Genomic DNA, 12,166 nt, shown 5'->3' on the forward strand with positions numbered 1-12,166 from the left:
GTCCTCCCCGTCGGCTGGGATCGGGCTGGGGTCGAGCTGGGGTGCCCGTAAGCTGGGGACACAGGCGATTCGGGAGGGTGGATGGCGGCGGAACCGTCGTTCCGGCTGTTCGGCCCCCTGGAGGTCACGGACGGGTCCGGCCGCGCGCTCGACCTGGGCACGCGCAAGCAGCGCGCGCTGACCGCGATGCTGGCGCTGGAACCCGGCCGCGCCGTGTCGCTGGACCGGCTGATCGACGAGCTGTGGGCCGGTGCGCCGCCCGCCCGCGCCACCCGGACCCTGCAGGCGTACATCGCGCACCTCCGCAAGGCCCTGGAACCCGGTCGCGCACCGCGCACGCCCCCGGCGGTCCTGCTCACCCGCGAACCCGGCTACCTGCTCGCCGTCCCGCCCGGGCGGATCGACCTGTGGCGGTTCACGGCCGGGACGGACGAGGGCCGCGCCGCCCTCGCCCGCGGGGCGCACGCGGAGGCCGTCGCGCATCTGGACGAGGCCCTCGGGCTGTGGCGCGGTGACCCGCTGGGGGAGTTCGCCGACCAGGAGTTCGCCCAGCCCGTTCTCACCCGGCTCCACGAGGTGCGCATGACCGCACTGGAGGACCGGTTCGACGCGAGGCTGGCCCTCGGCGAGGCCGCGTCCCTGATACCGGGCATGGAGGCGCTCGTCGAGGCCGGGCCCTACCGGGAACGCGCGTGGTCGCTGCTCGTCCTCGCCCTCTACCGCGCCGGGCGCCAGGCCGACGCCGTGGCGGCGCTGCGCCGCGTCAGGGCGCGCCTGTCGGACGACCTCGGCCTGCGCCCCGGCCCGGAGCTGCGGGAACTGGAACGGTCGGTGTTCGGCCAGTCGCCCGGCCTCCGCCCTCCGCCGCGGGAGGCGTCGCGTGGCGCGGTGACCGTCCCGGCGGAACCGCACGGCGCTGCAGACCGCGGCGACGGCCTGGTCGCGCGGTCGGCGCAGCTGGCGCTGGTCGAGGGGCTCCTCGGCGCGGTGCGGCGCGGCCGGGGCGGTGCGGTCCTGGTGACCGGGGAGGCCGGGATCGGCAAGACCCGGCTCGTCCGGGCCGCCGCCGAACTGGCCGCGGCCCGCGGTTTCCGGACCGCGTGGGGACGCTGCGTGGACGGCACCGCCCCCGCCTTCTGGCCGTGGCGGCAGATCGTCCGGGAGGCCGGGGACGAGTCCGGCCTGCTCTCGGCGGAACCCCGCTCTCCCCGGCACGACCCCGGCGACGTCCTGTTCACCCTGTACGAGCAGGTCCTGGACGTCCTGACGAGCGACGAGACCCCGCTGGCGATCGTGCTGGAGGATCTGCACTGGGCGGACGTGTCGTCACTGCGTCTGCTCACCTTCGTGGCGGACGCGGCCGTCCGGCACCGGCTGCTCGTCCTCGCCACCTGCCGTCCCGAACCCGGCGACGACCCCGGCGCCCTCCGCGACACCCTGGCCGCGCTCTCCCGGCTGGCCGAACGCGTCGAGCTGGCACCGTTCACCGCCGACGAGGTGGCGTCCTACCTGCGGGCGAAGGGCGTCGGCGAAGAGCCCGGCCTCGCCGGCGCGCTGCTCGCCAGGACCGGCGGCAACCCCTTCTACCTCGGGGAGGTCCTCCGGCTGCGCGGCAGCGAGGGGACCGTTCCGAGCGGCGCGCAGGACGTCATCGAACGCCGCGTCGCCCGGCTGCCCGACGAGACGCGTGCGCTGCTGCGCGCCGCGGCGGTCGCCGGACGCGACGTCGGCATCGACCTGCTGGAGGCGGTCACGGACACCACGCCCGTGCAGGTCATGGCCGCGATGGAGCCCGCCGTCGCGACCGGCCTCATCGTCGAGCCGCCCGCCGGCGCCGAGTACCGGTTCGCGCACGCCCTCGTCCGGGAGGCGCTCTACGCGGTGCTGGGCCGGCTGGAACGGTCCCGGCTGCACCTGCGGGTCGGGGAGGCGCTCGAACCGGTGCTCCCCGAGGCGGAGTCGGCGACGCTCGCGCACCACTTCGCGCACGCGGCCAAGCTGGGCGGCGCGGACAAGGCGGTCAAGCACGCCTCCCGCGCGGCCGGGCACGCGATGGGCCAGCTCGCGCATACCGAGGCCGTCGACCTCTGGACGCTGGCGCTGTCCGTCCTCCCGCCCGGCAGGGACGCCGAACGGGCCCGCATCCTCACCGAGCTGGGGCAGGCGCGCCGCACCGTCGGACGCCCGGAGGAGGCCCGTCGCGACTGGGCGGAGGCGGTCCGGATCGCGCGGCGGATCGGCGACCGGGCGGCGCTGGTCCCCGCGGTCGCCGCCATCGGCGGCCCGGCACTGTGGAACTGGCGCCCGTACGGCGTCGTCGACGGCGAGCTGGTCGCGATCATCGAGGAGCTCCTGGACGGCCCGCTCCCCGACGCCGACAGGGCGGCGCTGCTCGGCGCCCTCGCCCTCGAACTCCACTACGGCCCGCGCAGTGCGGAGGGCGAACGCCACGCCGCCGATGCCGTGGAACTGGCGAGGAAGACCGGCGACATTTCGCTCCTTGCCCGCACCCTGAACAACTACCTGCTCGCGGCCTTCCGCCCCGGCCGCAATGCCGTGCGGCGAGCGGCGGCGGAGGAACTGGCGAACCTGCCCGGCCTCCCGGTCAGCGGTCAGGTGATGGCGCGGGTCTTCCTGATGTCGTGCCTGCTGCGCGACGGGGACCTGCCCGGGTGGGACCGCGAGCTGGCGCGCTGCGAAAGCCTGCTGGGCACGACGCCCCGCCCGGAGCTGGAGTCGATGGTCCGGGTCGCGCAGACCGCGCGCAGCACCCTGGACGGCCGGTGGGACGAGGCGGAGGAACTCCTCGCCCACGACATGCGGTTCGGCTCGGCGCTCTGGGGCGGCCGCTTCCGGCGCCTGGTCACCACGTTCACGTGCCGCCGCGCGCAGGGCCGCGTCCCGGAGCTGCTGGACGAGCTGGTGGCCGCGGCGGGGGAACCGGATCTCGTCCCGCTGCGGCCGGTCGCCGTCCTCGCGGCCGTCGAGGCGGATCGTCCCGGGCTGGCCCGCGAGCTGATCGGCCGCTGGGGGAGCGAAATGCCAGATGACTGGGTTGGTGACTTCCTTATCCCCGTTTGGGGTTTGGTCGCCGCCCGCCTGGGCACTCCGGACCCTCGTGATCTCTATCGCCGCCTCATCCCGTACGCGGACACGTTCGTCGTCGCCGGCATGGGCACCGCCTGCTGGGGCTCCACCGAGTACGTCCTGGCTGAACTGGCCCACCGGCTGGGAGACCGCGATGCCGCCCGCGCGCACGCCCGCCGCGGTGACGCAGCACACAGAGTGACATAGCGCACAAAACGAGCGACTTGCGCCACCGGACGGCGCGGAACGCGGGACACCCGTAGGCTCGTCCACCGAATCGAACCCGGGGGAGGCCCATGGACATCATCAGCCGGGCGGAATGGGGCGCCCGGGCACCCCGATCACGCAGCACGGTCGGCTGGTCCCGGCGGACCGAGTTCATCGTGCACTACTCCGAAGGCCCCGTGAACCAGTCCGTCCGCAGCATCCAGGACTTCCACATGGACGGCCGCGGCTGGGCGGACGTCGGCTACAACTTCCTGGTCGACGTCACCGGCCGCGTCTACGAGGGCCGCGGCTGGCTGGTCGTCGGCGCGCACGCCCCGGACCACAACACGTCCGGCATCGGCGTGTGCATGATCGGCCGCGACGGCGACTCCACCCCCGCGGCGAAGCGCGCCATCCGGTGGCTCTACGACGAGGCGGTCCGCCGGACGGGCCGCAGCCTGGCCAGGCTCGGGCACCGCGACGTCTTCGCGACGAGCTGCCCCGGCGACGAGCTGTACGCCTGGGTGCGGGCCGGGATGCCCGCGGACATCGAGGAAGAGGACGACGACATGCCGGAGTACATCTCCGTTGGTATGGACACCGCGCAGGATTTCCCCCCGAACACGTGGGTGACGGTCAGCTGGGGACGGGAGTACTCCGACCGGGAGAACCACCACTGGAACCGCGGTGGTCCGTCCTTCATCGTCGGCCCCGCCCGCTACGGCCTCACCGCCAACGTCCGGATCGACGGGCTCGCCCCCGGCACCGAGCTCCAGGCCCGCGCGATCGAGCACGCGGAAGCCGGGGGCCACGTCGAGCCCGGCCCGATCGCCGAGTACGTCGCGAGCAACGGCTCGACCTTCGTCCACTACAACCTCGCCGCGGACTCCGTCGGTACCGGGTACCGGGTCCGCTTCCAGGTCATCCACTACGGCACCGAGACCGCCCGCATCTCCTCGGGCTCGGCCAAGGCGTTCGCCTGGCCCACGTGACGAGTCGCACACCCGATCGGCTGTCCGAACGGTCAGACCTGACCATTCGGACAGTTAACGTGGTCGTATGGCCCGACCGCCCACCGCCCTCCGGGAACGGCTCCTGACCTCGGCCCTCCGGCTGTTCTCCCAGCGCGGCTACCGCGGCACGTCGCTCGCCGACATCGCCGCCGACGTCGGCTGCTCGAAGGCGTCGCTGCTGTACCACTTCAGCACCAAGGAGGCGATCCTCGCCGAGCTGCTGCTGCCGATCGGCAGGGAGGCGGCGGCGCTGGACGCCCGCCTGGCCCCCCTGGACGACCGGGACGTCGCCGAGGCCGCCGTCGCCGGGTTCGTCGACCTCACCCTGCGGTTCCGGCGCGAGATGAAGCTCCTGTTCGACAACCTGGCCGACGCCACCTCGCTGCCCGACCTCGGCATCGAGAACTTCGACGGCATCGACGACCGGCTCGTCGCGGCGATCGCAGGCCGCTCGGCCGAGCCCCGGGACCGCGTCGCCGCGCACGTGGCGCTGGGCGGCGTCTTCGCCGCCGGCGCGGCGGTCGAGCGCCTGCCGTTCGACGACGCGATCCTGCGCGAATCACTGATCAGCACCGCGCTGCGCGCCCTGGGGCGCGCTTCCGCCTGACCCGTGCCGGCGCGCCGCCGCACTCGCGGCCGGTCCACGCCGCTCCCGGACAGCTCCCGGCCGCCCCCGACCCCGGCCGCCCCCGATCCCGGAAGGAAAGCTCCCCGATGGCGACCCTGCTCTACAGACTGGGCCGATGGTGCTACGGGCGCCGCGGCCTGGTCGTCCTCGTCTGGCTCGTCCTGCTCGGCGTCCTGGGCGGAGCCGCGGCCGCGTTCAGCGGCCCGACCTCCAACGAGTTCCGCATGCCCGGCACCGAGTCGCAGCGGGCGATGGACGCCCTGGAGACGCGGTTCCCCGAGGCGACCCGGGCCACCGGCACCGTCGTCATCGCGGCCCCGCAGAACGAGAAGCTGACACCGGACCAGGTGGCGCCCATCGTGCGGCAGGCCGGCGCCGTACCCGGCGTGACCGCGGCCGTCGATCCCTTCCAGGCCGAGTCGGTCTCGCCCGACGGCCGGTACGCCCTCGTCGAGGTCCTGTTCGCCGGGGAACTCCCCGACATCACCGAGGGCCAGCGCGCCGCCTTCGAGGAGATCGCCGAGGACGACCACGGCGCGCTGCGCGTCGAGGCCGGCGGCGAGGTCGTCCAGGAGCAGCACGGCGCCGGCGCCACCGAGGCCATCGGCGTCGCCGTCGCCGCGGTCGTGCTGCTCGTCACCTTCGGCTCGCTGGTGGCCGCCGGCATGACGCTCGTCAACGCCCTGGTCGGCGTCGGCGTCGGGATGGCCGCGGTGTACGCGCTGACCGGCGTCGTCAGCCTGAACAACGCCACGCCCATGCTGGCGCTGATGCTGGGCCTGGCCGTCGGCATCGACTACTCGCTGTTCATCACGTCCCGCTACCGGCAGAACCTGCTGGACGGGCTGGACGCGCGGGAGGCGGCCGGGCGCGCCATCGGCACCGCCGGGTCCGCCGTGGTGTTCGCCGGGGCCACCGTGGTCATCGCCCTCGCCGGGCTGTCGGTCGTCGGCATCCCGTTCCTGACCGCCATGGGGCTCGCCGCCGCCGGCACGGTGGCCGTCGCCGTGCTCGTCGCCCTGACCCTGCTGCCCGCCGTGCTGGCCTTCACCGGTACCAGGATCCTCTCCCGGAAGCAGCGGGCGGCGGGACGCTCCACCAAGGAGGGCTTCGGCTTCCGCTGGGGACGCGTCCTCACCCGCCTGCGCCTCCCCGTCCTGCTGGCCGGGGTGCTCGCCCTGGGCGCGCTGGCCCTGCCCGTCCAGGACATGCGGCTCGCGCTGCCCGACGCCGGCACGGCCGCCGAGGACTCCCCGCAGCGGCAGGCGTACGACCTGACCAGCGAAGGGTTCGGCCCCGGTTTCAACGGACGCCTCATCACCGTGGTCACCGGCGACACCCCCGGCGCCGCCCAGGCCGCGACGCAGCGGACCGTCCAGCTCGTCGACGGGGTGGACGGCGTGCGGGCCGTCGCGCCGCCGCGGTTCAACGAGGCCGGCACCACGGCGCTCGTCGCCGTGATCCCCGGGAGCGGACCCAGCGACGCCGCCACCGAGGAGACCGTCCACGCGATCCGCGACAGGGTCGCCGGCGTCGAGGGCGCGCACATCGCGCTCACCGGCACGACCGCGCTCGGAATCGACATCTCCGAGAAGCTCGCCGACGCCCTGCCGGTCTACCTGCTTCTCGTGGTGGGCCTGTCGATCCTGCTGCTCACGCTGGTCTTCCGCTCCATCCTCGTCCCGGTCAAGGCGGCGGCGGGGTTCCTGCTGACGGTCGGCGCGACGTTCGGCCTCACGACCGCCGTCTTCCAGCAGGGGCACCTGGCGTCCCTGGTCGGCGTGGACACCCCGGGCCCGCTGATCAGCTTCCTGCCGATCATTTTGATCGGCATCCTGTTCGGCCTGGCCATGGACTACGAGGTCTTCCTGGTCTCCAAGATGCGCGAGGACTTCGTGCACGGCGACCCTCCGCGCCAGGCCACCGTCAACGGGCTCGGCCAGAACGCCCGCGTGGTCACCGCCGCCGCCTTCATCATGTGCTCGGTGTTCGCGGGGTTCGTCCTCACTCCCGACCCGATCATCAAGTCCATCGGGTTCGCCCTCGCCGTCGGGGTGTTCATCGACGCCTTCATCGTCCGCATGACGCTCGTGCCGGCCGTGATGTCCCTGTTCGGTCGCGCCGCCTGGTGGCTGCCCCGATGGCTGGACCGTGCGCTCCCCAACCTCGACATCGAAGGGGAGAGCCTCCGGCACGCCCTGGACGGGTCCGCCACGACCCGGAAGGAGCACGTCGGCGTCCGCCGCTAGGACGGCCGGGCCGCGCGGCCGGCGGTCAGTCCCAGCGGCTGGAGCGCTGGCGCTTGACGGCGGAGCGGCGCTTCTTGTTCTCCAGGCGGCGTTCGTTGATGCCGCGCGGCACCTTCTTGGGAATGCGCTTCTTCGGCGGCGGGGCCGTCGCTTCGGCCAGCAGGGCGGCCAGGCGGCCGCGCGCGGCGTCGCGGTTGCGGAGCTGGGAGCGGTACTCCTCGGCGCGGACGGTCAGCACGCCGCGGACCAGCCGGCCGGCGAGGCGGTCGAGGGCGCGGGCCCGGAGGTGCTTCGGGAGGGACGGGGAGTTCGCGACGTCGAACGACAGTTCGGCGGCGGTGGCGCTGGTGTTGACGTGCTGCCCGCCCGGCCCCGAGGAGCGGGAGAAGCGCCAGTTCAGCTCGGACTCCGGGATGGAGACCGAGCCGCTGAGCTGGATTTCGCCGGGCATGTACCCATTGTCGCAGCCCGGGGGTGATCTTGTCGTCCGAGTTTCCCCCCGGCCGACCGCAACTGCAAGTACTTACTTACAATGATCGGTATGACCGAAGGACTGTTTCGAGACGACGATCTCATCCGCGTCATCGGCCGGGAGGGGGTGCTCATCGCGGCGGGCGGCGCCGCGTCACTGCTGCAGACCGCCCATCCCAAGGTCGCGCAGGGCGTCTACGACCACAGCTACACGGCGGACGACCCGTCGCGGAGGCTGCGGAACACCATGGGCTGGCTCTACACCGTGCAGTTCGGGACGCGGGAGGAGGCCGAAGCGCTCAGCGCCCTGGTGACGAAGGGGCACGAGGCCGTCACCGGGCCCGACTACGAGGCGAACGACCCGGAGCTGCAGGTGTGGGTCGCGGCCACGCTGTTCGCCGTGGCCGCCCAGTTCTACCAGCTGCTCTTCCGGCGGACGCTGAGCCGGGCGGAGCTGGAGGAGTTCTACGGGCAGAGCAAGGTCTACGCGACGATCCTGGGCTGCCCCGAGGAGCGGATGCCGGGGACGTACGCGCAGTTCCGCGAGTACTACGCGCACATGCTCCAGACCCTGGAGGTCAACGACACGTCCCGTTCCGTCGCGGAGCAGGTGCTGTATCCGAAGCTGCCGGGCGGCCCGCTGGGCGCGCCCGGGCTGGCGGCGATCCGGCTGCTCACCGCGGGGCTGATGCCGGCGCCGATCCGCGAGCAGTACGGGTGGAAGTGGAACGCCGGACGGGAACTGCGGTTCCGGCTCCTGATCAAGGCGCTGCAGGTGGTGTACCCGCGGCTGCCGCTGCGCGTCCGGACGATGCCGCGGGACGCCTACCTGACCGCGACGCGGCGGATGCTGGCCAAGACGAGGCGGCGGCCCGCGATCTCGGTAAGCACGAAAGGCGGATCGCCCGTCAACGGCAAGGAAGCGGCCGCGTGACCCACAGGGTAGCCACGCGGCCGCTCTCCCTTACTCGGTCCCTCCCCACCCGGCCCGGTTGGAAGGGACCTCCTGGCCCGGTGTCGCCGTCCGTCCGCCCGCTCCCCCCAGAGCCTGGCCGGACCGCGTCCCGGGTCAGACCGGGGGCCGGATCACCCTGCAGAATGCTGCGCCAGGCTGTAGCCCGCCTGGAACGAACCTGAAAGTGTCCTGAAAGCCGGTATCGCAGGGCCCCGCGACCGGAGGACGTGCGGCGCGCCGTCACCCCGGTCGCGGTTCCACCGGCCGCGGAGGCCGTGTCGAAGCTGGCCAGGGCGCGGACTCCCGTTCCCCGTCGAGACCGGGGCGCGCCCTGTACGGTCACCTAAGCGCACTTACCTGAAAGTTGCCTGAAGGCCGACACCGCGTTCGGTACGCGGCGTCAGTCCTCGTCGAGCGGCAGGACGACCCTGAAGGTGGCGCCCTCGCCCGGGGTGGAGTCGGCCTCCACCAGTCCTTCGTGGGCCGCGACGAGCGCGGCGACGATGGCGAGGCCGAGGCCCGCCCCGCCGCCCTCCCGCGAGCGGGCCTCGTCCGCGCGGTAGAACCGCTCGAAGACGCGTTCCGAATGCTCAGGGGACAGGCCGGGGCCCTCGTCGGCGACCTCGACGACCGCCGCCGGGGCGTCGCGCAGCGTCCCCGGTTTGAGGCGGACCTCGACCGCCGTGCCCTCCGGGGTGTGCACGATGGCGTTGGTCAGCAGGTTCCCGAGCACCTGGCGCAGCCGCGGCTCGTCCCCCAGCACCTGGTACGCGAGACCTCCCTCGACCGTGAGATCGATCGTGCGGTCGGGTGCGAGAACTCTCGCCTCCTGGACAGAGTCGGCGGCGACGGCGAGCAGGTCCACCGGACGCCGCTCGATCGGGCGCTGCCGGTCCAGCCGGGCGAGCAGCAGCAGGTCCTCCACGAGGAGCCCCATCCGGGACGCGGTCTGCTCGATCCGGCCGATCAGCCGGTCGAGCTCCGCCGGACTGCGGGCGGCGCCCTGCCGGTAGAACTCGGCGAACCCGCGGATCGCCGTCAGCGGGGTGCGCAGCTCGTGGCTGGCGTCCGCGACGAACCGCCGCATCCGCTCCTCCGACCGCAGCGCCGTCCGCTCCGACCGCCGCGCCGCCGCCTCCGACTCGGCGCGGGCGCGGAAGGCCGTCTCGATCTGCGTGAGCATCGCGTTCAGCGACTGGCCGAGCCGCCCCATCTCGGTGCGGGGATCGGTCTGCGGGACGCGGCGGGCCAGGTCCCCGGCGGCGATCGCGCCCGCGGTCCCCTCGATCTCGGCGAGCGGGCGCAGGCTCGCCCGGACCACCCAGACCCCGAGGCCGACCAGGCCGACCAGCACCAGCAGCCCCACGATCGCGTCGATCACCACGAGCCGGCGGACGGTCCGGTCGACCTCCTCCAGGCTGAACGCGAGGACGAGGACCGCCCCGTCGCTCTCCGGGATCGGCTCGGCCAGAATCCGCCACGACGAGCCGGAACCGCCGGTGCCGGAGACGGTGAACGGCTCGTCGAGCCGCCCGGACAGGTCCTCCGGCAGGTGCGGGCGGCCGGACTCGCTCCACGCCGGGTTCTGCCCGACCGTGCGTCCGTCGTTGACGCGGATCTGCCCGTAGACCTCGCTCGGGATCCGGTAGGTGAACCGGGCCTGCCCCTCCTCCAGCTCCGGCAGGTGCTCGGCGACCTGGGTCATGATCCTGCCGACGGAACCGCGCAGCTGGTCGTCGGCCCGCCCGACCAGGTACTGCCGCAGCACCGACGCGCTCGCCGCGGCCATCACCGTCATGCCGACGGTGGCGATGACGAGCATCCCCGCGACCAGCTTGACGCGCAGCGACGTCCGTCCCCACAGGCGGTCCAGCCCGTTCCGCGGCCACTGGGACCGGTTGTCGCCACCCGGGCGTTCCGGGGACGACGGAGGAGCACCGGCGTCGGACGCCGGAACCCGCGCGGGCATCAGCCCGGTCTCGTCGGCTCGCGCAGGACGTAGCCCACACCGCGCAGCGTGTGGATGAGCCGGGGCTCGGCGTTGTCGACCTTGCGCCGCAGCGCCGACACGTACGATTCGACGATCCCGGCGTCACCGCGGAAGTCGTAGTTCCAGACGTGGTCGAGGATCTGCGCCTTCGACACGACGCGTCCCGCGTTGGCCATGAAGTACCGCAGCAGCTTGAACTCCGTCGGCGACAGCTGGATCGCGCGCCCGCCCCGCCACACCTCGTGGCTGTCCTCGTCGAGTTCGACGTCGGCGAACACCATGCGCGGCGTCGGCTCGGCCACCCCGCCGCGGAACCGCCGCAGGACGGCGCGGATCCGGGCGATGACCTCCTCCAGGCTGAACGGTTTGGTGACGTAGTCGTCCCCGCCGATCGTCAGGCCCTTGACGCGGTCCTGGACGGCGTCCCGGGCGGTCAGGAAGAGGACCGGGGTGTGGTCGCCGCCGGACCGCAGCCGCCGCGCGACGTCGAACCCGTCGATGTCGGGCAGCATCACGTCCAGGACGATCAGGTCCGGCCGGTGCCGCCGCGCCGACTGCACGGCGTCGGCCCCGTTGGTGGCGGTGACCACGTCGAACCCGGTGAAGCGCAGGCTGCCGGCGAGCAGTTCCAGGATGTTCGGCTCGTCCTCGACGACGAGCAGTGTCGCCTCGGCCTTGCCGCCGCCGTTCGCCGTTCGATCAACCAATGGCACAGTCCCCCTCCACAATCACCGCAGAGGTTCCCACCCGAACCTGAACGTCCCCTGAATGCCCGCAGAGGATCGGGTGAGTGGTTCGTCCCCATCCTGCCCGGGGTGAAGCCTGTGCCGTTCCGCCTATCCGCGCAGGTCGCGGATGGCCCGCATCGCTTCGCGGCGCACGTCCCCGGACAGGACGTCGATGTAGACGCCGCCGTCGAGATGCCCGCACTCGTGCTGGAGGCAGCGGGCGAAGTAGCCGGTGCCCTCGACGCGGACGGGCCTGCCCTTCACGTCCACGCCCTCGACGGCGGCGTACGCGTGGCGCGGCGTGTCGAAGCGCATGCCCGGGAGGGAGAGGCAGCCCTCCGGCTCGACCAGGGACTCGCCGCCGGTGGCCACGAGCCTCGGGTTGACGACATGCCCGACGTGCCGCCGGCCCTTGTCGTCCTCGCAGTCGTACACGAACACCCGCAGGCCGACCCCCACCTGGTTGGCCGCCACCCCGGCGCCGTCCTCCTCGTACATGGTGACGAACATGTCGTCGACGAGGCGCTCCAGCGCGGTGTCGAACGTGCGGACGGGGTCGCACTCGGTGCGCAGGACCGGGTCTCCGAGGAGCCGGATCGGACGGGCGGTTCCACCGCGCGCATGGGTCCTCTTGGTCACCCCGCGATCCTAGGGAGGAAACCCCGCGAAGACGAAGCGGTGCGGCGGGGCCGGAAGCGCAGCGGTGCGCCCGGCCGCCGAGGGCCGGGCGCACCGCGGGACCGCCTGACGTTTCCGAGCGGGCGGTTACCGCTCGATGGGACCGCGGGACTGCTGCTGCGGGAGGGGGCCGCCGGGCTCCTCGGCGGCCCCCTCCCGC

General features: G+C 73.4%; 9 protein-coding genes. 5 read left to right on the forward strand and 4 right to left on the reverse strand.

What is annotated here, in order from left to right; genetic code table 11:
* Positions 1-81: 81 nt before the first annotated feature.
* The 4 genes from E1289_RS23825 (at position 82) to E1289_RS23840 (ending at position 7,184) form a co-directional block, all read left to right on the forward strand.
* Positions 82-3,294, forward strand: a complete 3,213-nt coding sequence (locus tag E1289_RS23825) for an AfsR/SARP family transcriptional regulator (RefSeq protein WP_131983813.1) — start codon at positions 82-84, stop codon at positions 3,292-3,294.
* A gap of 89 nt (positions 3,295-3,383) precedes the next feature.
* A complete protein-coding gene (locus tag E1289_RS40340) occupies positions 3,384-4,286 on the forward strand; it encodes an N-acetylmuramoyl-L-alanine amidase (protein WP_131983815.1) in 903 nt (300 codons plus the stop codon).
* Between the two features lie 67 nt (positions 4,287-4,353).
* Entirely contained in the window at positions 4,354-4,914 is a 561-nt protein-coding gene (locus E1289_RS23835; RefSeq protein ID WP_131983817.1) for a TetR/AcrR family transcriptional regulator, read from the forward strand.
* A 107-nt stretch (positions 4,915-5,021) separates the two neighbouring features.
* Positions 5,022-7,184 (forward strand): MMPL family transporter, encoded by a 2,163-nt coding sequence (locus E1289_RS23840; RefSeq protein ID WP_131983819.1) that lies wholly within the window; start codon positions 5,022-5,024, stop codon positions 7,182-7,184.
* A gap of 25 nt (positions 7,185-7,209) precedes the next feature.
* Here E1289_RS23840 and arfB read toward each other — a convergent pair whose 3' ends face one another.
* Positions 7,210-7,635 (reverse strand): alternative ribosome rescue aminoacyl-tRNA hydrolase ArfB, encoded by a 426-nt coding sequence (gene arfB, locus E1289_RS23845; RefSeq protein WP_131983821.1) that lies wholly within the window; start codon positions 7,633-7,635, stop codon positions 7,210-7,212.
* A 90-nt stretch (positions 7,636-7,725) separates the two neighbouring features.
* Here arfB and E1289_RS23850 point away from each other — a divergent pair, with 90 nt between their 5' ends.
* Positions 7,726-8,589 carry an oxygenase MpaB family protein gene (locus E1289_RS23850; RefSeq protein ID WP_131983823.1) on the forward strand — a complete coding sequence of 288 codons (864 nt, stop codon included), beginning with the start codon at positions 7,726-7,728 and terminating at the stop codon, positions 8,587-8,589.
* Positions 8,590-9,010: 421 nt separating this feature from the next.
* Here E1289_RS23850 and E1289_RS23855 read toward each other — a convergent pair whose 3' ends face one another.
* From E1289_RS23855 to def, 3 genes are all read right to left on the reverse strand, one after another.
* Entirely contained in the window at positions 9,011-10,579 is a 1,569-nt protein-coding gene (locus E1289_RS23855) for a HAMP domain-containing sensor histidine kinase (RefSeq protein ID WP_131983825.1), read from the reverse strand.
* On the reverse strand, positions 10,579-11,313 hold the full coding sequence (locus E1289_RS23860) for a response regulator transcription factor (protein ID WP_243713101.1): 735 nt from the start codon (positions 11,311-11,313) through the stop codon (positions 10,579-10,581). The genes E1289_RS23855 and E1289_RS23860 overlap by 1 nt, the downstream gene beginning before the upstream one ends.
* 123 nt (positions 11,314-11,436) lie before the next feature.
* Positions 11,437-11,967, reverse strand: coding sequence for a peptide deformylase (gene def / locus E1289_RS23865; RefSeq protein ID WP_131983827.1), 531 nt, complete (start codon positions 11,965-11,967; stop codon positions 11,437-11,439).
* Between the last annotated feature and the right edge of the window lie 199 nt (positions 11,968-12,166).

Origin of the sequence: Actinomadura sp. 6K520, assembly GCF_004349245.1 — a bacterium.
GTDB lineage: Bacteria > Actinomycetota > Actinomycetes > Streptosporangiales > Streptosporangiaceae > Spirillospora.